This is a genomic window from Micromonospora sp. NPDC047738 (assembly GCF_040642675.1).
Classification (GTDB): Bacteria; Actinomycetota; Actinomycetes; order Mycobacteriales; family Micromonosporaceae; genus Micromonospora.
Map to the genome: position 1 here is coordinate 33,873 of NZ_JBEYSO010000010.1, position 21,721 is coordinate 55,593.

Here is a 21,721-nt window from a genome sequence, read left to right on the forward strand (position 1 = left end):
GCCACCGGCCACATCGCGAACCGGCGGGTGGGCCCGGACCAAGCGTCCGGCCCACCCGCCGATCGCGTCATTCGGGGGTACGGCCAACTGGATCCGCAGCGGCGACCCGAGATGGCGGATCGGCCGCACCCGCCCCGACCGGACCGCTATCCAGCTGCGACGAGTTCGGGTCAGCCCTCGGGCCGGTTGAGCAGGGCCACCGCGATGGTGTGCACGGCGTCCAGCCCAGCCGGGTCGGCCAGCGGTGCCCGGCCGCCGGTCACCGCGTACCACTCGTCGGCGTCCTTGTACTGCACGGACAGGGTGACCTGACCGCCGGCGAGTTCGGTACGTAGGGTCAGCTCGCCGGTCACCACACCGACCTCGTCCGTCATCACCCCGCCCGGGCCGGCCGTGAAGTCGGTGATCCGCTGCTGCGGCCCGGCCGGCGCGCCACCGGTAGGCGCTCCCGGAACGGCGTCCGCGGACATGCCCGCACCGGACACGTCGGCGGGGGCGGGCGGAGCGCCGTCCACCGACATCCCGGCCGTGGCCGGCCCCGTCGGCGTCCCGTGCTCGCTCATGCCGGCACCCCGCTCGCTCATTTGCAGCCCTCCAACATGTCGGTGAGGGCGGCCTTCTCGGCAGTGGTCACCGTCAGCCGCCAGTAGTGCTTGACCGTCACCCAGTCCGCGGCGTATTGGCACCAGTACGACCGGTTCGCCGGCTTCCACTGGGACGGGTCCTGATCACCCTTTGCCCGGTTGGAGCGCGCGGAAACCGCCACGAGCTGCGGCCGGGTCAGGTCGTTGGCGAAGTCGCCGCGCTTCGAGTCGTCCCACTCGTCCGCGCCCGAGCGCCAGGCGTTGGCCAGCGGCACCACGTGGTCGATGTCCACGTCCGCCGGGTCGGTCAGGACCAGCCCGTCGTACCGGCTCTCCCAGTGGCCGCCGACCACGTTGCACCCGGAGAGCTTGATGCTCCCCCCGTCTCGTTGCAGCACGCTGTCCCGCACGTCGCAGTTCTTGCCCGTACCCCGCCAGTGCGGAAAACGGGTCCGGCTGTAGCCCTTCATCGAGCCGGCTGCGGCGACGGTCAGCTCGTCGAGTTGCTGGATGGCGTTGCCGGCGTCGCTCGGCGCCGCGTCCGGCTCGTCGACCAGCGGCACGCAACCGGCCGAGACGAGGGCGAGCGCCGCGGCGAGCGCGGCTGCCAACCCGGTACGGACCAATGCTCTCGTACGCACAGACGACACCTCTCCAGCTTGCGGGCTCCCGGCGAGTCCGCACAGTACCCCGGCCTCGGTTTCTGTGATTCGTGGCGTCGCGTGGGGGTGCCGGGCAGAGTGGATACCCATGACGGCACCTGCTCCCGCGCTCCGGACCAGCAACGCCGCCGGGCGGGGCACCCTGTTCGCCACGATCCTGGCCTCCGGCATGGTCTTTCTGGACAGCACCGTGGTCAACGTGGCGCTGCCCCACCTCGGCTCCGCGCTGCACGCGACCGTCGCCGATCTGCAGTGGACCGTCAACGGCTATCTGCTGATGCTGGCCTCGTTCGTCCTGCTCGGCGGTGCGCTCGGCGATCGGTTCGGCCGCCGGCGGCTCTTCCTGCTCGGGGTGGCGTGGTTCGCCGCGGCCTCCGTGCTCTGTGGCCTGGCCCAGGGGACCGGCTGGCTGATCGTGGCCCGGGTCCTCCAGGGCGCGGGCGGGGCGCTGCTGACCCCGGGCTCGCTCTCCGTGCTCCAGGCCAGCTTCCACGCGGACGACCGGGGCCGGGCGATCGGCATCTGGTCCGGGCTCTCCGGGGTCTCCACCACGCTCGGCCCGCTCCTCGGCGGCTGGCTGATCGACGCGCTCTCCTGGCGGTGGATCTTCTTCATCAACCTGCCACTGGCGGTCGGTGTCGTGCTCGCCGCGCTGCGCTGGGTGCCGGAGAGCCGGGACGAGACCGCCTCGCGTACCGGCGGCGGGCGGCGGTTCGACATGACCGGCGCGTTGCTCGGCGCGCTCGCCCTGGGCGGGGTCACGTACGCCCTGATCGACGCCCCGGCGCGCGGCGCTGGCTCGCCGCCGGTGCTCGCGACGGCGCTGGTCGGGGTGGTCGCGGCGGTGCTCTTTGTGCTGGCCGAACGACGGCGCGGGGACAGTGCGATGCTCCCCACCGGCCTCTTCTCCAGCCGGCTCTTCTCGGTGCTGAACGTCTTCACCGTGGTGGTCTACGCGGCCCTCGGCGGTTTCACGTTCTTCCTCGCCGTGTATCTGCAGAACGTCGTCGGGTGGTCGGCGCTGCTCACCGGCCTGGCCACCGTGCCGATGACGCTGCTGCTGCTGGTGGGCTCACCCCGGGCCGGCGCGCTCTCCGCCCGGATCGGTCCCCGGCTGCCGCTCACCATCGGCCCGTTGGTGGCGGCGGTCGGCCTGCTGCTGTTGCGCCGGGTCGGCCCGGGCGCGTCGTACTGGACCGATGTGCTGCCCGGGGTCGGCCTGTTCGGGGCGGGGCTGACCCTGGTGGTGGCCCCACTCACCGCCTCGGTGCTGGCCTCGGTGGCCGACCGGTTCGCCGGGGTGGCGAGCGGGCTCAGCAACGCCGCCTCCCGGGCGGGAAACCTGCTGGCGGTGGCCGCGCTGCCCCTGTTGGTCGGGCTCTCGGGCACCGGCTACGAGCAGAAGCCTGCGCTGACCGGGGCCTTCCGGGCGGCGATGTTCTGGTGCGCCGGCCTGCTGCTGGTCGGCGCCGCGATGGCCGGGCTGCTGATCCACCGGCCGCCCAGGAAGGCGCCCGGCGCCCAGCCGTGCCCGTCGCTGCCCGCCTCCACCCCGCCCGACAAGCGGTGAAGGACGGACCGTTTCTCGACGTCTTCGATGGCGGAAGGGGGCGTCAACGGCCGGCCGGGTCCGGCGTACGGGAAGGGCCCCCGCTGGTGCCCGAGGCGCCAACCGGGGACCCTTCCCTGCCACTCAGTTGCGGGCGCGGTTGACCGCGCTGGTGACCGCCTTCACCGAGGCGGTCACGATGTTCGGGTCCACCCCGACGCCCCAGACCGTGCGGCCGTCCACCTCACACTCCACGTACGCGGCGGCCTGCGCGTCCCCACCCGAGGAGAGGGCGTGCTCGTGGTAGTCGAGCACGCGCACCGCCACGCCCAGGGACTGCAGCGCGTTGACGTACGCGTCGATCGGGCCGTTGCCGACCGCGGTGAGCGGGCGGACCTCGCCGCCGAAGCCGACCTGGGCCTCGATCTCGACCTTGCCGTCGGCGGTGCCGATGGCGTAGCTGGTCAGGGCGACCGCCGGGTCGACCTGGTGGTCGACCAGGTAGTTGCGGGCGAAGATCTCCCACATGGTGGCCGGCTCGACCTCGCCGCCGTCGTGGTCGGTGACCTGCTGGACCACGCCGGAGAACTCGATCTGGAGGCGGCGCGGCAGGTCGAGCTGGTGCTCGCTCTTCATGATGTACGCGACGCCGCCCTTGCCGGACTGCGAGTTGACCCGGATGACCGCCTCGTAGGTGCGGCCCAGGTCCTTCGGGTCGATCGGCAGGTAGGGCACCGCCCAGGTGAACTCGTCGACCGGCACGCCGGCCGCGGCGGCGTCGACGTGCAGGGCGTCGAAGCCCTTCTTGATCGCGTCCTGGTGTGAACCGGAGAAGGCGGTGTAGACCAGGTCGCCGGCGTACGGGTGCCGCTCGTGCACGGGCAGCTGGTTGCAGTATTCAACCGCCCGCTTGACCTCGTCGATGTTCGAGAAGTCGATCATCGGGTCGATGCCCTGCGAGAACAGGTTCAACCCGAGCGTCACCAGGTCGACGTTGCCGGTGCGCTCGCCGTTGCCGAACAGGCAGCCCTCGATCCGGTCCGCGCCGGCCAGCAGGCCCAGCTCGGCGGCGGCCACGCCGGTGCCCCGGTCGTTGTGCGGGTGCAGGCTCAGCACCAGGCTGTCCCGGCGGGGCAGGTGCCGGTGCATCCACTCGATCGAGTCGGCGTACACGTTCGGCATGGCCATCTCGACGGTGGCCGGCAGGTTGACGATCAGCTTCCGGTCCGGGGTCGGGTCGACCACCTCGATGACCTTGGCGCAGACCTCCAGCGCGTACTCCAGCTCGGTGCCGGTGTACGACTCCGGCGAGTACTCGTAGTGGATGTCGGTGTCCGGGGTGTGGATCTCCGCGTACTTCTGGCAGAGCCGGGCGCCGGTGGTGGCGATGTCGGTGATGCCGTCCCGGTCCAGGCCGAAGACCACTCGCCGCTGCAGCGTCGAGGTGGAGTTGTAGAAGTGCACGATGGCCCGGCGGGCGCCGCGCAGCGACTCGAAGGTCCGGTCGATCAGGTGCTCCCGGCACTGGGTGAGCACCTGGATGGTGACGTCCTCCGGGATCAGGTCCTGCTCGATCAGCTGCCGCACGAAGTCGTAGTCGGTCTGGCTGGCCGAGGGGAAACCGACCTCGATCTCCTTGTAACCCATCTGCACGAGCAGCTGGAACATCCGGCGCTTGCGCTCCGGCGACATCGGGTCGATCAGTGCTTGGTTGCCGTCGCGGAGGTCCACCGCGCACCAGCGCGGCGCGGCCTCGACCCGGCGGGTCGGCCAGGTGCGGTCCGGCAGGTCGAGGCGGAACTGCTGGTGGTACGGCAGGTAACGGTGGAACGGCATCCGGCTGGGGCGCTGCCGGGCGATCGGATCGGTCTCAGCTTCGGTGGCGGATTCAGCCATCTCGGAATGCTCCCTGGGGGCATGTGGCGTCAGCAGATCGGAAGGTGTCGGCGAGATGCCGGGCGACGTTGCCGGGCGGTGCCGAGAAGAAGTTCGGATGTGCTGGACGGCGCGGTTCAACTCCGCGACGAGGTGCCGGCCGGTCAGGCCTCGTCGCGGCAGCCAAGGAGAAGGTGCGCCTGCCACATGACAAGGTGACCCTACGTGATCACGAGGCCCGGTGGTAGGTGGGTCCGCCATGTGAGACGTGGATCCCAGTCACCGCCGTGCCACGGGAGAGCGTCCGCGCGCGGGCTCGGGGACGGATCCAGGATCGCTCGACGACCGCAGACGCGCCGCCCGGCCCCTGATCAACCCGGCACGCGGGTGGGCGTGTCGGCCTCTGGTCCACTCGCCGCACGGGCGCCCGGCCCGACCGGCGCGGTCTCGCCGAGGCGGGGGCGGCGGGCCGCCCAGCCGACCAGTGGCACCGCCGCGACCGCGGCACCGGCGAAGAGCGCGGCCAGCGGGAACCAGCCCCAGCCGCCGGTGGTGACCCCGAGCGCGGTCAGCCCGGCCGGGCCGGCCAGGTACTGGAGCTGCCCGCCGAGCCGGAACGCGCCGACGTAAGCGCCCCGGTGCGCGGCGGGCGGAAGAGTGCTGGTGATCCCCCAGGCACCAGCCGACTGGACCAGCTCGGCGAGGGTGAGCACCACCGCCGCCACCACCAGCACCACGATCGTCAGCGCCCCGCCGGTCACCGCCGAGATCGGCAGGACCAGGCAGAACAGGGCGATCAACAGGCCGCCGACGCGCAGGGCCCGGCCGGCGCCGGCCACCGTGTCGGCGCCCCGGCTGGCGCGTACCTGGAGCAGCACCGCGAGGATCGTGTTGAGCAGCACCAGCGCCGCGATCAGGATGCGCGGTGCGTCGGTGTGGCTGAGCACCCAGAGCGGCAGCACCACCAGGTAGAGCGTTCCGTGCGCGCTGAGCAGCCCGGCCAGCAGGGACACCGCCATGAACGGCCGGTCGCGCAGCACGGCGAAGCGACTGGGCCCGTCAGCCGGTGCGGCCGCGACCGGCACCCGCGGCAACCGGTGCACGAAGATCGCGGTGACCAGCAGCATCGCCGCGTTGAACCAGACCATCCCCCGGTACGCGGCCAGCGTGTCCACGGCCAGCACCACGCCGCTGATCACCGCGCCCAGCCCGAAGCCGACATTGAGCGCCGAGCGCTGGTAGGCCAGCGCGGTCACCCGGTCCTCCGGGCGGAGCACGTTGATCGAGTAGACCTGGCGGGCCACCCCCGTGGTCGCGTCCACCACGGCCAGCGCGACCACCACGGCCAGGAACCCGGCGAAGCCGCCCACGAACGGGTACGCCCCGAAGAGCGCCGCCTCCGCCAGCATGCCGACCAGCCACACCCGCTGCGCGCCGTACCGGTCGGTGACGGCGCCGAGCGGGACCGTGCCGAGCAGGGACACCCCGGCGGCCAGCGAGAGGCCGAGTCCGACCTGGGTCGGGCTGAGCCCGAGCGCCCGGGTGAAGAAGACCGCGCTGCCGGCCTGGAAGAGGCCGTGGCCGACGGCGTACACCATGGCCTGCACGGCCAGGGCGCGGGTCAGGCCGGCCGGTGGTACGACGTGCCGGACGGCGATGCGGATGGTGTCCCTGGCCCCCATGAGCGTCGAGCAAACCGTGCCCCCCGCGGCCCGGTCGAGCCTTTTAGGCTGAGCCGAATCCTCGACGGGGGTGGTGATGTCACAGCTGCGGTTCGGTGCGGCCGACGTAGCGGGGGTACGCCTCGCCATCTCCCCGGTCGGCGAGACCGTCTCCAGCATGTGGGCGTTGGACGACCCGGTCCGGCACGCGGTGCACCTGCCCTGGATCGACCGGGCCCGGGCGGCGCTGCGCCGCCCGGACGTCGCGGTCCGGGTCCGGCCACTGGTCGAGCTGACCCGGCCGCGTCGCTGGCTGCCCGACTTCCTCACCCCACCGGCGGCCCGCCCCGACATCGAGTTGGCGGAGCAGCTGGAACAGATCGCCGCCACCCCGCCGGATGTGGTGGTCCGGGACCTGTTGGCCACCGCGCCGAGGCGCCCGCTGAGTCCGTTCGGGCAGGCTCTGCTCAACGACCCCCGTGCCCTGCTGCCGCAGCTCGTCACCGCCCTGCGGGTCTGGTACGACGAGGCGATCGCCCCGGACTGGCCGCGGATCCGCGCGCTGCTGGAGGCGGACATAGCCCACCGGGCGCCCTGCTCGCCGACGCCGGCGCGGGCCAGTTCTTCGGCCAGCTCCACCCGACCCTGCGCTGGCTCGGCGACCGCGTGATCAGCGACGATCCGTGGCGGCTCGACTTCGACCTGGGTGGGCGAGGGCTGGTGCTCAACCCGGGGATCTTCACCGATCGCCGGGTGCTGTGGAACCTGTTGGAGGACTCGCCGCCCGCCGGGACGTACCCGGTCCGGGCGGTGGGGACGCTCTGGGAGGTGTCCCCCGTGCCACCCGGCGACCCGCTGGCCCGGGTGGTCGGCTCGGCCCGCGCCGCGTTGCTCAACCTCCTCGACACGGCGGCCACCACCACCGATCTGGCCCGCCGGGTGGGCATGTCGTGCGGGAATGTCTCCCAGCACCTCTCCGCGCTGCTCGCCGCGGGGCTGATCACCCGGACCCGGCAGGGCCGGCACGTCCTCTACCGGAACACCGAGGCCGGCATGGCCCTGCTCCGCGCCAGCCGCGGCGGCTGACCGCCCCCGCCCGGCTTTGCAAGATCGTGCTCGATGCTGGATCGAGTGGCATCCCGGTCACTCCGAGGGCACTACTTCCTGGGTCGAGCACGATTTCGGCGCGGCGCGGGTCACCGGAGGAGGAGCGCGGCGAGGGGGTGGCGGCGGCGCAGCGCGGTCTCCCGGGCGCGCAGCTCCGCGGGGAGCGCGTACGGGTCACCGAGGCGGCCGACGGCCGCCACCACCAGCGGCCGGATCCCGGGCGCCAGCTCCAGTTCGGTGGCGAGGCCGGCCCGGTCGAAGCGGGTGAGCTGGTGCACGTGCAGGCCGAGCGCGCTGGCCTGCACGGTCAGGTGGGCGACCGCCTGGCCCAGGTCGTACGCGGCCCGTTCCGGGTCGCCGCCGGTGTGCGCGCCGACCACCAGCGCGGCGGCGTGCCGGGCCCAGGTCTGGTCGTGCTCGGGGAGGTTGACGAGGATCCGCTTCCAGGTCTCGTCCTGCCGGTGTCCCAGGGCGAACCGCCACGGCTGCGCGTTCCCGGCCGACGGCGCCCAGCGGGCGGCTTCCAGCAGCGAGGCGGCATCGTCGCCGGCGAGTTCGACCTCCGGGTCGAAGGCGCGGGGACTCCAGCGGAAGGCGAGCAGCGGTGTGAGGTCGGCCATGGGGTAGAGCGTTCCGGATGGGTGTTGGCTGTCCCCGGCCGGGCCGGTCAGATGTGGTCAAGAGCACCCGTAACGGACAATAGGGTCAAGGCGTTTCCGGGCTCGGGCCGACGGTGGGCGAGTCGGTGCCGATCGGCTCGCCCTCGGCGACCGGGCCGGCCAACCGCACGGTGGCCGGGGCCGGGCCGGGCTCGCCGGCCAGCTTCAGGGTGCCGAAGGCGGCGCGGACCGCGGTCGGGGTGCCGTCCGGCCGGTAGCAGTAGATGCCCACGTCCAGCGGAGCGTTCAGCGACGCGGAGGTCGACTCGACCGAGTAGCACTGGCCGCTGACCCCGGCCGGCGGCGTGGCCGGTGACACCGCGAGCGGGGCCCGCCGGTCGGTGAGCACCTCCAGCGAGTCGGTGAACGGGTGCTGCACCCGGACGTCCTGCTTCCGGGGCACGGCGTCGTCCGGCTCGCCAAGACGTACGCAGCTCGCCGGTTCCGGGCGGCCGGCCGAGGGCAGCGCGCACTGGAACAGCCCGTCGGCGGTGGCGGCGAGCGACACGTCGACTGTGCCGCCAAGCCCCCAACCGGGCACGTCCACCCGCCAGGTGCCGTCGTTCGCGCTGGTCACCGAGACCGTCCGGGCCGAGCCGTCCGTGCCGGTCAACGTGTAGGTGGCGGTGAGGTGCCGGTCCTGGGCGGCGGCCGCCAGGGCGGCCAGCTCGTCACGGGCCGCGTCCACCTCCGCGGGCGGGTCGGTGGCGCCGGGTGGGACCGGCTCCGGCGGGGCGGCGGTGCAGGCGGCCAGCAGCGCTGGCAGGACGATCGCCAGGGCACCGGTCAGCCGCCGGGCCGGGCGGAGGTGAGCGTGCACCGGGACATTCTGCGGTGCCGGACGGGTCGGAGGAGCCCGCTGTACGGCTGTTCCGCCGGCGTGTCGCGGGGCCCGCCGGCGGAGTGTCCGGCCCTGGTGAGCCGCCCCACGCCGGGCCGGATGGTGGGATCACCCGGCCCGGTGACGCGCGCCGCCCGATACCCTGAGGAGGTCTGACAAACGCCGCCGGACCGGAATCCGGCGGCGTCGGCACGCTCAGGGTCGTCGCTGGGAGGGAGTGCACCGTCGTGGCACTCGTGGTGCAGAAGTACGGCGGGTCCTCCGTCGCCAACGCCGAGCGGATCAAGCGCGTGGCCGAGCGCATCGTGGCCGCCCGCAAGGCCGGCGACGACGTGGTCGTGGTGGTCTCCGCGATGGGGGACACCACCGACGAGCTGCTCGACCTGGCCAACCAGGTCAGCCCGCTGCCGCCCGGCCGCGAGCTGGACATGCTGCTCACCGCCGGGGAGCGGATCTCCATGGCACTGCTCGCCATGGCCATCCACAACCTCGGGTACGAGGCCCGCTCGTTCACCGGCTCGCAGGCGGGCGTGATCACCACCTCGGTGCACGGCAAGGCGCGGATCATCGACGTCACCCCGGGCCGCCTCAAGGGCGCGCTGGACGAGGGCGCGGTGGTCATCGTGGCCGGCTTCCAGGGCGTCTCGCAGGACACCAAGGACGTCACCACGCTGGGCCGAGGCGGATCGGACACGACCGCCGTGGCGCTCGCCGCCGCGCTCGACGCGGACGTCTGCGAGATCTACACCGACGTGGACGGCGTCTTCAGCGCCGACCCGCGGATCGTGCCGAACGCCCGGCACATCAAGCACATCACCTACGAGGAGATGCTGGAGCTGGCCGCCTGCGGCGCCAAGGTGCTGCACCTGCGCAGCGTCGAGTACGCCCGGCGCGCGGGGTTGCCGATCCACGTCCGTTCGTCATACTCGACCAACACCGGCACGATGGTCACCGGATCGATGGAGGACCTTCCTGTGGAACAGGCACTGATCACCGGGGTCGCCCACGACCGCAGCGAAGCGAAGATCACCATTGTCGGGGTGCCCGACGAGCCGGGTGCCGCCGCGCGGATCTTCGACACCGTGGCCGGCGCCGAGATCAACATCGACATGATCGTGCAGAACGTGTCCACCGAGGGCACCGGCCGCACCGACATCTCGTTCACCCTGCCCAAGACCGACGGCCCGACCGCGATGGCCGCGCTCAGCAAGATCCAGGACGTGGTCAAGTTCAAGGGCCTGCTCTACGACGACCACGTCGGCAAGGTCTCCCTGATCGGCGCCGGCATGCGCTCGCACCCGGGCGTCGCGGCCGGCTTCTTCGCGGCCCTCGGCGCGGCCGGCGTGAACATCGAGATGATCTCCACCTCGGAGATCCGGGTGTCCGTGGTGTGCCGGGACACCGACCTCGACAAGGCGGTCCGGGCCATCCACGACGCCTTCGATCTGGGCGGCGAGTCCGAGGCCGTGGTCTACGCGGGCACCGGGCGGTAGCCGGCCATGCCGTCGCTGCCCACCCTCGCCGTGGTCGGGGCGACCGGTGCCGTCGGCACGGTGATGTGCCAGCTGCTCTCCTCCCGGCGCAACGTCTGGGGCGAGATCCGGCTCCTCGCCTCCGAGCGTTCGGCCGGCCGGCAGGTGCAGTGCCGGGGTGAGCTGCTCACCGTCCAGGCGCTCAGCCCCGAGGCGTTCGACGGTGTGGACGTGGCGATGTTCGACGTCCCGGACGAGGTCTCGGCCGAGTGGGCGCCGATCGCGGTCAGCCGGGGTGCGGTCGCGGTGGACAACTCCGGCGCGTTCCGGATGGACCGGGACGTCCCGCTGGTGGTCCCGGAGATCAACCCCGAGCAGGTCCGCAACCGGCCCAAGGGGATCATCGGCAACGCCAACTGCACCACCCTGGCGATGATCGTGGCGGTCGCCCCGCTGCACCGCGAGTACGGGCTGCGGGAACTGGTGCTCGCGTCGTACCAGGCGGTGTCCGGGGCGGGGCAGGCCGGCGTGGACGCGCTGCACGCCCAGCTCGGCAAGATCGCCGGCGACCGGGTGCTCGGCTCCCGTCCGGGCGACGTGCGGCAGGCGGTCGGCGACGAGCTGGGCCCGTTCCCGGCCCCGCTCGCGCTCAACGTAGTGCCGTGGGCCGGCTCGCTGGCCGACGGCGGCTGGTCGTCCGAGGAGCTGAAGATGCGCAACGAGTCGCGCAAGATCCTCGGGCTGCCCGACCTCAAGGTATCCGCCACCTGCGTACGGGTGCCGGTGGTGACCGGCCACTCGATCGCCGTGCACGCGGTCTTCGCCACCGAGGTGGATGCCGAGGGGGCCCGGGAGGCGCTGCGCAACGCGCCCGGCGTGATCCTGGTCGACGACCCGGCCGCCGGCGAGTTCCCGATGCCGATCGACGCCGTCGGCACCGACCCGTCCTGGGTCGGCCGGATCCGCCGCGCCGTGGACGATCCGCGGGCGCTGGACCTCTTCGTCACCGGCGACAACCTGCGCAAGGGCGCCGCCCTCAACACTGCCCAGATCGCCGAGCTCCTCGCCGCCGAACTCACCCGCTCCTGACCCGGCCCGGGGCGCCGCCAGCGTCGGCCCTGGCGGGCGACGACCGGCCGGCAGCGGACGCTGGCCACCTCGCCGAAGTGGGGGTGGATCAGGGGCGGGGGATGCCGCCACTTCGCCGAGGTGGAGCGGATCGCGCCGGGGCGCGGCGGACATGAGCGGTCAGGCGGCGGCGAGGCGGACGCCGTCGCGGCCGTGCCGCTTGACCGCGTAGAGGGCCTGGTCGGCGCGGCGGAGGGTCAGGTCGGGGGACTCGCCGGGCTGGGGCAGGGCGACGCCGACGCTGATCGTACGGCCGGTCCGCCGGGCCGCCTCGGTGAGCCGCTCGGCGATCCGGACCGCCTCCTCGGGGCGGCTCACCTCGATCACCGCGACGAACTCGTCGCCGCCGGTCCGGTACAGCTCGTCGCCCTGCCGCAACGCCCCCTCCAGCGCCCGGGCCAGCCCGACCAGCAGCCGGTCCCCGGCCTGGTGGCCGTAGGTGTCGTTGACGTCCTTAAAGCCGTCCACGTCGATCGCCAGCAGGGCGGTACGCCCCGGCGTGGCGCTCGCGATCCGCCGGCCGAACGGCCCGGTGTGACGCAGCCCGGTGAGCGGGTCGGAGTTGGCCTGCTCGCGCAGCCGGGCGAGCGTACGCAACCGGTCGAGGCAGGTCCACGCCTGCCCGGCCAGCAGCTCCATCAGGTTGACCGTGGTCGGGTCGGGGCGCAGCAGCCGCTCGTCGGCGACCAGCAGCACCCCGCCGGCGTCCGGCGGCCCGACGGGCACCGTCACCAGAGTGCGCGCCCCGGCCCGGGCCAGCGGCAGGTGGTCCTCGGTCGGCGGGTGCCCCGCCTCGCCCAGCGTGTACGCCGAGCCCTGCCGGTGCGCCCCGGCGATCAGCCGGCCGAGCACGGCGGGCTCGACCTCGGTCAGCTCGGCCCGGAGCCGGGACTCCAGCTCCCCGGGCGTGCCGGTCGGCGCGCTCAGCCGCGGCTCCGGCCGGTCGGCGAGAACCAGCACGGCGGCGGAGAGGCCCGAGACGTCCCGGGCCGCGGCGATCGCGGCGGTCATCAGGTCCCACTCGGTGGGCGCTGCGGTCATCGCGGCGGCGTGCCGGAGCAGCTTCTCGCTGCGGCTCTCGGCCGGCGGGCCGTCCAGCGCCACGATCCGGGCGCCCAGCCGGGCGGCCAGCCGCTCGGCGGTCTCCCGCCACCGGTCCAGCTCGACCGGACCGCTCCACTGCAGGTCGAGCACACCGATCGGCCGGCCCGTCGGGCCACGCAGCGGCACGCAGACCTCGGCGGTGACATCGGGGCGTACCGGGAGGTGGTCGGGGTCGGCGGTGACGTCGGCGACGACGGCGGGCTCGCCGGAGGCGTACACCCGGCCGACGATTCCGGTCTTCGGCGGCACGGTGGAGAAGACCTGCCAGGCACCGGTCGCGGCGACGCAGCGGAGCCGGTCGTGGACCTGGAGCAGGATCGAGATGGCCGCCGGGGTGTGCCGGGCCAGCGCGGTGACCGTCCACCGGCACGCCTCCAGGGCGGTCGACGCCATCGGGAGGCGGACCGTGACGTCTCGGAGGACTCGCTCGTGATCCACGTCGTTCCTGGTCAAGGGGGGCCGGGGTGCGATCAAGGGTACTCAGCGGACGGTCCACCGACCTTCGTACACATGTGCTATCCACAGGGTGTGGACGCCGCCTGTGGGTAAGGCGGGGCCGCGCGGCGGGGCCCGCGACGATAGCGTGAGGGTCCCGGGCCCGAGGAGGCGTCGATGCTCATCGCCCAGCTCAGCGACCCGCACGTGACCACCGGCCCGCTCGCCGCCGAGCAGGCGTCCGGGCTGCACCGCGCCCTCGGCCGGGTCCTGGCCCTGCGACCCCGGCCGGACTGCGTGGTGATCACCGGTGACCTGGTCAGCAACGGCCGCCCCGACGAGTACGTCGCGCTGCGCGACATCATCGGGCGCTTCCCGTTGCCGGTGCACCTCGCCACCGGCAACCACGATGATCGGGAGTCCCTGCTCGACACCTTCGGCGGCACTCCCTGCCTGGGCGGTGGCTTCTCGGCGTACTACCACGTCGACCACCCGGACGCGACGCTGGTGGTGCTCGACTCGCTCGCTCCCGGCGGCAGCGGTGGGCGGCTCGGCGAGGAGCAACTCGGCTGGCTCGACGGGGTGCTCGCCGGCCGGCCGGACGCGCCCGCCGTCGTGTGTCTACACCATCCGCCGGTCGCCGTCGGCGTCCCGGCCGCCGACGCCATCCGGCTCGCCGACGCCGAGGCGCTCGCCGCGGTGATCGGGCGGCATCCCCATGTCGTCCGGGTCACCGCCGGTCACCTGCACCGGGCGGTGACCAGCGCGTTCGCCGGGACGGTGCTGACCACCGCGCCGAGCACCTGGGTGCAGGCCAGCCTGACCATGAGCGAGGACGAGGAGATCGGGCTGGTCGCCGAGCCGACCGCCTTCCTGCTGCACCGGGTGGCCGACGGCGGCTGTGTCACGCACACCGTCCAGGTCAGCCACGCCGCCGGGCAGACCTGCTGGTTCTGAAGCCGTGGACCGGCCCTGGTCCGTCGGGTACGAGCCGGCCGGCTCAGTGCAGCAGGGCGGCACGCAGCGCCGGGGCCAGCGTCTCCGGCGGCACCTCGTGGAAACCACCCGCCAGGCTGAGGTGGGTGGCGCCGGGGATCGCCCCGGCCGTCGCGGCGGCCGCGTCCCGCAGCCAGCCCGGGCTGCCCGTGCTGTCCACCACGACCGTCGGTACGGCGATCGTGGCGAGCCGGGCGGCCGGCAGTTCGCCGCCGCCGGTCACCGTGGTGTCGTACGCCAGGGTGTGCGCCAGCCCTTCCATCCAGGCCCACTCCGGCGTGCCGCGCATGCCGGAGACCGCCTCGGCCGGCACCCCGACCGCCTCGATCAGGAACAGCCCGACCGCGTCGTCGCGTTGGCCCGCCGACACCAGTTCGGCCAGGCGTACGGCCAGCCCCGGCTTGGGGCCGCCGTGCGGCCCGGCCTGGAACGGGGGCTCGAACAGCGCCAGCGCGATGACCGGCAGCCCCTCGGCGGCCGCGTACCCGGCGAGGATCGCCCCCGAGGAGAGGCCGTAGAGGTGGGACCGGCCGCCCGTCCGGTCGATCAGCGCCGCCAGGTCCTCGATCTCCCGCTGCACCGCGTACGGCCCGGTGTCGCCGCTGGCGCCGCGCCCCCGCCGGTCGTAGCCGTACACCGTGAAGTCGGACGCCAGCGCGGCGGCCAGCGGACGGGTGGTGCCGCGGTCGTTGAAGGCCCCGCCGACCAGGATGATCGGCGGTCCCTCCCCGGCGGTCTCGTACGCGATCATGGTGCCATCGGCGGACCGCACCGTATCCACCGTCCAGGTGGTCCCGTTCGAGGTCATGGCTACTTTCTACTGCCGGCCCGGGACTGCGGGGGGCCGTGAAGGAATTCATCTGCCCGTCATGTCGGACTCTTCGGGCAGACCGGTGCACGTCGCCGCCTCCGTCCAGCATCCAGGTGTGCCGCCCCGGTCGACCGATCGCCCGGCGGATGAGAAGCTTGCCCCCGGCGGGGCGGCGTTTCCCCCGATTCACGCCGTCCGCCGACCGACCCCTGTCACGGCACACAGCAGGGTCGCCGGGCGAACCATCGTCCGGACCCGCCACGCGCCGGTATCTCACGAGGAGTCCCATGTCCGTCCCCGGCATGCGCCGGGCCGCTGTCGGCCTGGCCGCACTCGCCGCGACCGCGTTCACCGCGGTCGCCGTCCAACCGAATCAGGCTGAGGCCGATCCGAAGCCGGTTGATGTCAAGCTGCTCGCCATCAACGACTTCCACGGCAACCTCGAGCCGCCGACCGGCTCCAGCGGCACCATCGATGGCAAGACCGCGGGTGGCGCCGAATACCTGGCCACCCAGCTGAACAAGCTGCGCGGCACCACCGAGGAGGAGCGGGAGCGCACCATCACGGTCGGCGCCGGTGACCTGATCGGCGCCTCGCCGCTGCTCTCCGCGGCCTTCCACGACGAGCCGACCATCGAAACGATGAACCTGGCCGGCCTCGACTTCACCAGCGTCGGCAACCACGAGTTCGACGAGGGCGCCACCGAGCTGCTGCGCATGCAGAACGGCGGCTGCCACCCGGTCGACGGCTGCGCCGACGGCACCCCGTTCAACGGCGCCAAGTTCCAGTACCTCTCGGCGAACGCCTTCAAGACCGCCACCGGCCAGCCGCTGCTGCCGCCGTACGGCATCAAGAAGGTCGACGGCATCAAGGTCGGCTTCATCGGGATGACCCTGGAGGGCACCCCGCAGATCGTCAGCCAGCAGGGTGTCGCCGGCCTGAGCTTCGCCGACGAGGCCGACACCGCCAACAAGTACGCCCGCATCCTGCAGGCCCAGGGTGTGCAGGCCATCGTCGTGCTGCTGCACGAGGGCGGCGTGCAGAACGGCGGCGGCATCAACGACTGCACCGGGTTCAGCGGCCCGATCGTCGACCTCGCCAACCGGATGGACCCGGCCATCGACGTGATCGTCAGCGGGCACACCCACGCCGCGTACAACTGCAACGTCAACGGCAAGCTGGTCACCAGCGCCAGCTCGTTCGGTCGCCTGGTCACCGACATCGACCTGAAGATCGACCGGCGTACCAAGGACGTCATCAGCGCCAAGGCGAACAACGTCGTGGTCACCCGGGACGTCTCGAAGGACACCGCCACCACCGACCTGATCACCCACTACAAGACCGCGCTCGGCCCGGTCGCCGACAAGGTGGTCGGTGAGACCACCGCTGCGATCACCCGGAGCCAGGAGAACCTGTACCAGACCGGGGTCGACGCCAACGGCAAGCCGACGTACCAGACCGGTGAGTCGGCGCTCGGCAACGTGATCGCGGACGCCCAGCTCGCCGCCACCGACAACGAGCAGAACGCGGTGGCCGCGTTCATGAACCCGGGCGGGGTCCGCGCCGACCTCGGTGCCGGTCGGGTCACCTACTCCGACGCGTTCACCGTCCAGCCGTTCGCCAACAACCTGGTGACGCTGGACCTGACCGGTGCGCAGCTCTACTGCATGCTGGAGCAGCAGTTCACCGTCGCCCGGGTGCTCTACGCGTCCTCGACGGTGCACTACGTCGTCGACGTCAACGGCACCACGGCGCCCGCCAGCGCGCCGTGCAGCGGCACCCGGGTGGTCCGGGGCAGCCTCACCATCAACGGCACCCCGGTCGTTGACACCGCGACCTACCGGGTCACGGTGAACAACTTCCTCTCCGGTGGCGGCGACGGCTTCAGCGTCCTCCCGGGTGGGAAGAACCAGGTCACCGGCATGATCGACCTGGACGCCTTCACCGCGTACCTGACCGCGAAGTCGCCGGTCTCGCCGCCGGCGCTGGACCGGATCCAGACCACCGCGGAGGTTCCCGCCGCCTGACGGCGACCCGCACCACGACGGGCCCCGGAGCAGCCGCTCCGGGGCCCGTTCGCGTCCGGTCCTCCGCTCGCCTCAAGCGGCCGCCGGCGGGCGGCAACTTCGGGGCCAACTCCAGCGGTCTCGAGGCCGCACTTTCCGAGGGTGCGCTCAGGCGACGACGGGCTGCGGCTGGGCCGCCGGGGCCGGGGCGGTGCGACCGTCCTGGGCGGCGGTCAGCAGCGGGCGCAACGACAGGGCCAGCGCCGACGCGGCCAGGCAGCCGCCCACCACGACGGCCACCCAGAGCCGCCCGTGTGCCGCCCCGATCAGCGGGCCGGCAGTGACCGGGCCGACGATCCCGCTGATTCCGAAGATCATCGAACTCATCGCGTTGTACCGGCCGCGCAGCTCGTCGGTGGCGAGCGCGTTGGTCAGCGCCGGCATCACCGGCGAGAGCATGGTCTCGCCGAACCCGAAGATCGCCGAGCAGGCCACCACGCCGAGCGCCGCGACCAGCGCGTTGCCCGTACCGACAACGCCGGCCGCGCCGAGGACCAGCCAGGCCGCCGCGAAGATCGCGCCCACCCCGGCGAGCGCCCGGGTCCGGCTGCGCCCCTCCATCCGGCGGATCACCAGCAGTTGGGAGAGGACGATCATCACGGTGTTGCAGGCGAGGGCCCAGGCCACCACCCGCGGCGTCACCTCCACCACCCGGACCGAGTACGCGGTGAAGCCCACTTCGATCTGCGCGTAGCCGCAGGTGGTGAGCACCAGACCGAAGATGACCAGGCGCCGGAACGGCCGGTCCCGCAGCACGGTGAGGTAGCCCCCGGCCGACCGTGCCGCCGCCGTCGGGGCCTGCACCAGCCGGTGCCCGACGTGCGGCAGGGTCAGCAGGATCAGGCCCGGCGTCAGGTAGCTCAGCGCGTCCAGCAGGTAGATGGCCTGGAAGGTGACCGGGCGGGCGATGTCGACGACCGCGCCGGAGATCAGGCCACCCACCCCGATGCCGAGGTTGAGCAGGGCGAACTGGAGCCCGAACACCCGCTGCCGCTCACCGTCGCCGGTCAACGAGGCGAGGATGGTCGTCTGCCCGGCCCAGAGTGCCGAGCCGCCGATTGCGATCAGGGTGCTGACCGCGAAGGCCGTGCCGATCGAGTCGACCAACGCGAGCGAGCCGGTGCCGACGGCTTCGATCGCCAGGCAGGGCAGCACCACCCGGCGGGCGCCGAACCGGTCGATCAGCGTCCCGCCCAGCGGCGACAGGGCGAGCGTCACCGCCCCGAACCAACCGATGACCAGGCCGGCCTGGTTGTCGGTGAGCCCGCGTACGTCGGTGAGGTAGATGAAGAGGAACGGCAGGGTCAGACCGCGCCCGATGGCCGACAACAGGGTGCCGAGCAGGATCCGACGGGCTTCCGGGCGGGCGGGTAGGGCGCGGCGCAGCATGCCTGGATTCTGTTGCCTGGGTGTGACAGGCGGCGAGCGGATTTCGGCCGGTTCCGCGTTCGGCAGAGCCGGTCGGTGAGCAAGAACACGCTGTCTGACATGCTGGCCCGGTGACCGTGACCTGGCACCACCTGCCCGCACCGGCCCGCGAGATCGCCGCGGCCGCCACCGAGGCGGTGGCCACCGCCCGCGAGCGGGACGCCGAGGCGTACCGGCCGGCGGTGGAACGGCTGGCCGCCGCCGACCGGGCTGGCCTGGTGCTCGGCGGGGTGGTCCGGCTGCTGCTGGAGCAGACTCACCCGGACGGGCTGGACGGGGACGATGTGCGCCAGGTGCTGGAGCGCTGCGTCCGGTCCACCGCGCCGTGGTGGCCCGACGTCGACCCGCACGTGCTGCTGGTCCTGCTGGCGAGCGCCCTCGGCGTGTATGAACCCGGCGACGACGATGCGCCACCCGACCCGGCCGCGATCGCCCGGCACGCGCCGTTGCTCGTCGCCGACCTGCTGGCCGCCACCGACCGGCCGCTGGCGGATTACCTGGCCGCCGCGTTCGCCGAGGTCGCGCGTACCGAGCTGCACGACTGACGGCGGCGGGACGGACCGCTCAGGGGCTGGCCGCCAGGAAGACGAACGCGGCGAGCAGCACCAGGTGCACCCCGCCCTGGAGCACGGTCGCCCGGCCCGGCACCACGGTGAGTACGCCGGTCACGGCGGTGAGCGCGAGCAGCGTCAACTGCGTGCCGCCGAGGCCCAGCAGCAGCGGCCCCTCCAACCAGATCGAGGCCAGCGCTATGGCCGGGATGGTCAGTCCGATGCTGGCCATCGCCGAGCCGAGGGCCAGATTGAGGCTGATCTGGACCCGGTCCCGTCGGGCGGCCCGGGCCGCGGCGAGGGTCTCCGGCAGCAGCACCAGCAGGGCGATCACCACCCCGACGAACGCCTGCGGCAGGTTGGCCGCCGAGACACCCGCCTCGATCGCCGGAGAGATTATCTTCGCGTTGCCGACCACTGCTACCAGCGCCACCAGCAGCAGCGCCAGGCTGGCCAGAGCGGTACGGGTCGACGGGGGATCCGCGTGCCCGTCGCCGTCGGCGTCGACGGCCAGGACGCTTCCCTCGTGGGTGACCGGGATGAAGTAATCGCGGTGCCGGCCGGTCTGCACCGTCACGAAGAGGCCGTAGAGGGCGAGCGACGCCACCGCCGCGAAGGTGAGCTGCGCGGGGGAGAACTGCGGGCCCGGCCGGCTGGTGGTGAAGGTGGGCACCACCAGGCTGAGGGTGGCGAGCGTGGCCACGGTGGCGAGCGCCCCACCGGTGCCCTCCGGGTTGAAGACCGCGACCCGGTGACGTAGCGCGCCGATCAGCAGCGACAGGCCGAAGATCCCGTTGCAGGTGATCATTACGGCGGCGAAGACGGTGTCCCGGGCCAGTGCCGCCGTCTTGTCCCCGCCGCTGATCATGAGGGTGACGATCAGTCCGACTTCGATCACCGTGACCGCCACGGCGAGGAGCAGCGAGCCCAACGGCTCCCCGACCTTGTGCGCCACGACCTCCGCGTGGTGCACGGCGGCCAGGACCGCACCGGCCAGCAGCGCGGCCACCACCGCGATCAACGGGCCGGGCAGCTGGCGCCCCCAGGCGGCCGCGAGCACCAGGACCGCGATCAGGGGTACGAGGGTGGTCCAGTCGGTCAGGCGGGAGCGGATGAGGCCGGGCATGCCATCAACCTTGCCAGGAAAATTGATCATCTGCCCGTGGGCAGGATCGCGTCCTCGGCCACCGGGCCGATGACAGATACGCATCAGGGCCCCTCCACGGAGGGGCCCTGATGCATTTACCTCTGGTCGGGGTGGCCGGATTTGAACCGACGACCTCTTCGTCCCGAACGAAGCGCGCTACCAAACTGCGCCACACCCCGAGGCGTGCCGACAAATAGTAGCCCACCCGCTCCGATGGTCAAACTCGGTACCCCCACCCCGGGCGCGGGCCGATCACCGGGAGATCAGCGTGAGCACGCTCGCCTCGGGCGGGCAGGCAAACCGCACCGGCGCGGTGGGGTGCGTACCGAGGCCCGCCGAGACGTGCAGCCAGGAGTCCGAGCCGGGCCAGCGGTGCAGCCCGCGGGCCATCGAGCGGGGCAGGCCGCAGTTGGTCACCAGCGCGCCGTAGCCGGGCACGCAGACCTGGCCGCCGTGGGTGTGGCCGGCCAGCAGCAGCCCGAAGCCGTCGGCGGCCATCCGGTCGAGCACGGCCGGCTCGGGGGAGTGGCTGAGGGCGATGGAGAGCGTCGTCCCGGAGCTGACCGGGCCGGCCACCGCGTCGTAGTCGTCCCGCTCGACGTGCGGGTCGTCCACGCCGGCCAGCTCGATCTCCCGGCCGCCCGCCTTCAGGGTGGTCCGCGCGTTGTTGAGGTCCACCCAGCCGGCGCCGGTGAACACGTCGCGCAGTTCCTCGTACGGCAGCGGCACGCCCTCGGTGTACTCGCGGTCGGGCAGGAAGTAGGTGAACGGGTTCTTCCAGACCGGCCCGGTGTAGTCGTTGGAGCCGAAGACGAAGGCACCGGGCAGGTCGAGCAGCGGTTGCAGGGCCCGCAACACGCCGGGGACGGCGTCGGGATGCGCCATGTTGTCCCCGGTGACCACCACCAGGTCGGGGTCGAGGGCGGCCAGCGAGGCCACCCAGTCCTGCTTGCGCCGCTGGTTGGGCATCATGTGCAGGTCCGACAGGTGCAGCACGCGCAGCGGCTCGGCGTCGGTCGGAAGCACCGGTACGTCGTACCGCCGCAGGGTGAACAGGTTGCGCTCGACGAGGGACGCGTACGCCAGGGTGGCCGCGCCGGCGGCGACGGTCCCGGCGGCGAGCCGGAATAGTGTGCGCTTTCGCATGCCGTTCAGGGTAGTTTGACCGTCCATGAGCACGCTGAAGGATCGCCTCACCGCCGACATGCGCGCCGCCCTGAAGGCGCGCGACGAGCTGACCACCTCCACGCTGCGGATGGCCCTCGCGGCCGTGGGCAACGCCGAGGTCGCCGGCAAGGAAAAGCGCGAGCTCAGCGACGACGAGGTCCTCGCGGTGCTGACCAAGGAGGCGAAGAAGCGGCGCGAGGCGGCCGCGGCCTTCGCCGACGCGGGCCGTACCGAGCAGGCCGGCAAGGAGACCGCCGAGGGTGAGGTGCTGGAGCGCTACCTGCCGAAGCAGCTCTCCGACGCCGAGCTGACCGAGCTGGTCACCGGGGCGCTCGCCGCGGGCGGCTTCACCGGCAAGGCGCAGATGGGCCCGGCCATGAAGGCGGCCCAGGCGGCCGTGGCCGGCCGGGCCGAGGGCGGCCGGGTCGCCGCCGAGGTACGCCGGCAGCTCGGTCTCTGACGGACGACGAAGCGGGCG

20 protein-coding genes and 1 tRNA gene are annotated in these 21,721 nt (G+C 72.9%); 9 read left to right on the forward strand and 12 right to left on the reverse strand.

The features are described 5' to 3' along the window. Positions 1-170 precede the first annotated feature (170 nt). Together ABZ783_RS18155 and ABZ783_RS18160 are read right to left on the reverse strand one after the other, a co-directional pair. Positions 171-563, reverse strand: a complete 393-nt coding sequence (locus ABZ783_RS18155) for a hypothetical protein (protein WP_357439347.1) — start codon at positions 561-563, stop codon at positions 171-173. Between the two features lie 17 nt (positions 564-580). Beyond that, a complete protein-coding gene (locus ABZ783_RS18160; protein WP_357439349.1) occupies positions 581-1,225 on the reverse strand; it encodes an HNH endonuclease family protein in 645 nt (214 codons plus the stop codon). Between the two features lie 109 nt (positions 1,226-1,334). Here ABZ783_RS18160 and ABZ783_RS18165 point away from each other — a divergent pair, with 109 nt between their 5' ends. Next, positions 1,335-2,816 carry an MFS transporter gene (locus tag ABZ783_RS18165; RefSeq protein ID WP_357439352.1) on the forward strand — a complete coding sequence of 494 codons (1,482 nt, stop codon included), beginning with the start codon at positions 1,335-1,337 and terminating at the stop codon, positions 2,814-2,816. Positions 2,817-2,939: 123 nt separating this feature from the next. Here ABZ783_RS18165 and leuA read toward each other — a convergent pair whose 3' ends face one another. Next, positions 2,940-4,691: a 2-isopropylmalate synthase gene (leuA, locus tag ABZ783_RS18170; RefSeq protein ID WP_357439355.1), complete on the reverse strand. Its 1,752-nt coding sequence runs from the start codon at positions 4,689-4,691 to the stop codon at positions 2,940-2,942. Between the two features lie 350 nt (positions 4,692-5,041). After that, positions 5,042-6,352, reverse strand: coding sequence for an MFS transporter (locus tag ABZ783_RS18175; protein WP_357439358.1), 1,311 nt, complete (start codon positions 6,350-6,352; stop codon positions 5,042-5,044). A 76-nt stretch (positions 6,353-6,428) separates the two neighbouring features. Between ABZ783_RS18175 and ABZ783_RS18180 the strand changes: the two genes are divergently transcribed. Together ABZ783_RS18180 and ABZ783_RS18185 are read left to right on the forward strand one after the other, a co-directional pair. Continuing rightward, complete coding sequence (locus tag ABZ783_RS18180) at positions 6,429-7,001, forward strand: hypothetical protein (RefSeq protein WP_357439362.1); 573 nt, start codon at positions 6,429-6,431, stop codon at positions 6,999-7,001. After that, positions 6,998-7,417: a helix-turn-helix domain-containing protein gene (locus ABZ783_RS18185; RefSeq protein WP_357439364.1), complete on the forward strand. Its 420-nt coding sequence runs from the start codon at positions 6,998-7,000 to the stop codon at positions 7,415-7,417. The genes ABZ783_RS18180 and ABZ783_RS18185 overlap by 4 nt, the downstream gene beginning before the upstream one ends. A gap of 110 nt (positions 7,418-7,527) precedes the next feature. Here the strand turns inward: ABZ783_RS18185 and ABZ783_RS18190 are convergent, their stop codons facing one another. Next, positions 7,528-8,058 (reverse strand): nitroreductase family protein, encoded by a 531-nt coding sequence (locus ABZ783_RS18190; RefSeq protein WP_357439367.1) that lies wholly within the window; start codon positions 8,056-8,058, stop codon positions 7,528-7,530. 85 nt (positions 8,059-8,143) lie between these two features. Beyond that, entirely contained in the window at positions 8,144-8,917 is a 774-nt protein-coding gene (locus ABZ783_RS18195; RefSeq protein WP_357439370.1) for a hypothetical protein, read from the reverse strand. Between the two features lie 248 nt (positions 8,918-9,165). On the opposite strand from ABZ783_RS18195, the gene ABZ783_RS18200 reads away from it, so the two are divergent. Next, the gene (locus ABZ783_RS18200) at positions 9,166-10,431 is read left to right on the forward strand and encodes an aspartate kinase (RefSeq protein WP_357439372.1); all 1,266 of its coding nucleotides are present in this window, start codon (positions 9,166-9,168) and stop codon (positions 10,429-10,431) included. Between the two features lie 6 nt (positions 10,432-10,437). Next, a complete protein-coding gene (locus tag ABZ783_RS18205) occupies positions 10,438-11,499 on the forward strand; it encodes an aspartate-semialdehyde dehydrogenase (protein WP_357439375.1) in 1,062 nt (353 codons plus the stop codon). Between the two features lie 159 nt (positions 11,500-11,658). Here ABZ783_RS18205 and ABZ783_RS18210 read toward each other — a convergent pair whose 3' ends face one another. Continuing rightward, complete coding sequence (locus ABZ783_RS18210; protein ID WP_357439378.1) at positions 11,659-13,080, reverse strand: diguanylate cyclase; 1,422 nt, start codon at positions 13,078-13,080, stop codon at positions 11,659-11,661. A gap of 174 nt (positions 13,081-13,254) precedes the next feature. On the opposite strand from ABZ783_RS18210, the gene ABZ783_RS18215 reads away from it, so the two are divergent. Next, a complete protein-coding gene (locus ABZ783_RS18215) occupies positions 13,255-14,034 on the forward strand; it encodes a phosphodiesterase (RefSeq protein WP_357439381.1) in 780 nt (259 codons plus the stop codon). Positions 14,035-14,077: 43 nt separating this feature from the next. Here ABZ783_RS18215 and ABZ783_RS18220 read toward each other — a convergent pair whose 3' ends face one another. Then, positions 14,078-14,881 (reverse strand): alpha/beta hydrolase, encoded by an 804-nt coding sequence (locus tag ABZ783_RS18220; protein ID WP_357439384.1) that lies wholly within the window; start codon positions 14,879-14,881, stop codon positions 14,078-14,080. A 290-nt stretch (positions 14,882-15,171) separates the two neighbouring features. On the opposite strand from ABZ783_RS18220, the gene ABZ783_RS18225 reads away from it, so the two are divergent. Then, entirely contained in the window at positions 15,172-16,911 is a 1,740-nt protein-coding gene (locus ABZ783_RS18225) for a bifunctional metallophosphatase/5'-nucleotidase (RefSeq protein WP_357439387.1), read from the forward strand. Positions 16,912-17,058: 147 nt separating this feature from the next. Here ABZ783_RS18225 and ABZ783_RS18230 read toward each other — a convergent pair whose 3' ends face one another. Then, the gene (locus ABZ783_RS18230) at positions 17,059-18,339 is read right to left on the reverse strand and encodes an MFS transporter (RefSeq protein WP_357439389.1); all 1,281 of its coding nucleotides are present in this window, start codon (positions 18,337-18,339) and stop codon (positions 17,059-17,061) included. A gap of 110 nt (positions 18,340-18,449) precedes the next feature. Between ABZ783_RS18230 and ABZ783_RS18235 the strand changes: the two genes are divergently transcribed. Continuing rightward, complete coding sequence (locus tag ABZ783_RS18235) at positions 18,450-18,923, forward strand: hypothetical protein (protein ID WP_357439391.1); 474 nt, start codon at positions 18,450-18,452, stop codon at positions 18,921-18,923. A 19-nt stretch (positions 18,924-18,942) separates the two neighbouring features. On the opposite strand, the gene ABZ783_RS18240 is transcribed toward ABZ783_RS18235, so the two are convergent. The 3 genes from ABZ783_RS18240 to ABZ783_RS18250 all read right to left on the reverse strand — a co-directional run bounded on the left by ABZ783_RS18240 (position 18,943) and on the right by ABZ783_RS18250 (position 21,222). Further along, positions 18,943-20,055 (reverse strand): ionic transporter y4hA, encoded by a 1,113-nt coding sequence (locus ABZ783_RS18240; RefSeq protein ID WP_357439394.1) that lies wholly within the window; start codon positions 20,053-20,055, stop codon positions 18,943-18,945. A gap of 123 nt (positions 20,056-20,178) precedes the next feature. Then, positions 20,179-20,255 (reverse strand) — tRNA-Pro (locus ABZ783_RS18245). 73 nt (positions 20,256-20,328) lie between these two features. Beyond that, the gene (locus tag ABZ783_RS18250) at positions 20,329-21,222 is read right to left on the reverse strand and encodes a metallophosphoesterase (RefSeq protein WP_073837669.1); all 894 of its coding nucleotides are present in this window, start codon (positions 21,220-21,222) and stop codon (positions 20,329-20,331) included. Positions 21,223-21,247: 25 nt separating this feature from the next. Between ABZ783_RS18250 and ABZ783_RS18255 the strand changes: the two genes are divergently transcribed. Further along, a complete protein-coding gene (locus tag ABZ783_RS18255) occupies positions 21,248-21,703 on the forward strand; it encodes a GatB/YqeY domain-containing protein (protein ID WP_357439398.1) in 456 nt (151 codons plus the stop codon). The last annotated feature ends 18 nt before the right edge of the window (positions 21,704-21,721 follow it).

Coding starts and splice junctions, on each gene's coding strand:
- ABZ783_RS18250 (WP_073837669.1), bottom strand. CDS start 21,222: ATGCGAAAGCGCACACTATTCCGGCTCGCCGCCGGGACCGTCGCCGCC.
- ABZ783_RS18155 (WP_357439347.1), bottom strand. CDS start 563: ATGAGCGAGCACGGGACGCCGACGGGGCCGGCCACGGCCGGGATGTCG.
- ABZ783_RS18255 (WP_357439398.1), top strand. CDS start 21,248: ATGAGCACGCTGAAGGATCGCCTCACCGCCGACATGCGCGCCGCCCTG.
- ABZ783_RS18165 (WP_357439352.1), top strand. CDS start 1,335: ATGACGGCACCTGCTCCCGCGCTCCGGACCAGCAACGCCGCCGGGCGG.
- ABZ783_RS18225 (WP_357439387.1), top strand. CDS start 15,172: ATGTCCGTCCCCGGCATGCGCCGGGCCGCTGTCGGCCTGGCCGCACTC.
- ABZ783_RS18180 (WP_357439362.1), top strand. CDS start 6,429: ATGTCACAGCTGCGGTTCGGTGCGGCCGACGTAGCGGGGGTACGCCTC.
- ABZ783_RS18240 (WP_357439394.1), bottom strand. CDS start 20,055: ATGCCCGGCCTCATCCGCTCCCGCCTGACCGACTGGACCACCCTCGTA.
- ABZ783_RS18230 (WP_357439389.1), bottom strand. CDS start 18,339: ATGCTGCGCCGCGCCCTACCCGCCCGCCCGGAAGCCCGTCGGATCCTG.
- ABZ783_RS18215 (WP_357439381.1), top strand. CDS start 13,255: ATGCTCATCGCCCAGCTCAGCGACCCGCACGTGACCACCGGCCCGCTC.
- ABZ783_RS18205 (WP_357439375.1), top strand. CDS start 10,438: ATGCCGTCGCTGCCCACCCTCGCCGTGGTCGGGGCGACCGGTGCCGTC.
- leuA (WP_357439355.1), bottom strand. CDS start 4,691: ATGGCTGAATCCGCCACCGAAGCTGAGACCGATCCGATCGCCCGGCAG.
- ABZ783_RS18175 (WP_357439358.1), bottom strand. CDS start 6,352: ATGGGGGCCAGGGACACCATCCGCATCGCCGTCCGGCACGTCGTACCA.
- ABZ783_RS18220 (WP_357439384.1), bottom strand. CDS start 14,881: ATGACCTCGAACGGGACCACCTGGACGGTGGATACGGTGCGGTCCGCC.
- ABZ783_RS18190 (WP_357439367.1), bottom strand. CDS start 8,058: ATGGCCGACCTCACACCGCTGCTCGCCTTCCGCTGGAGTCCCCGCGCC.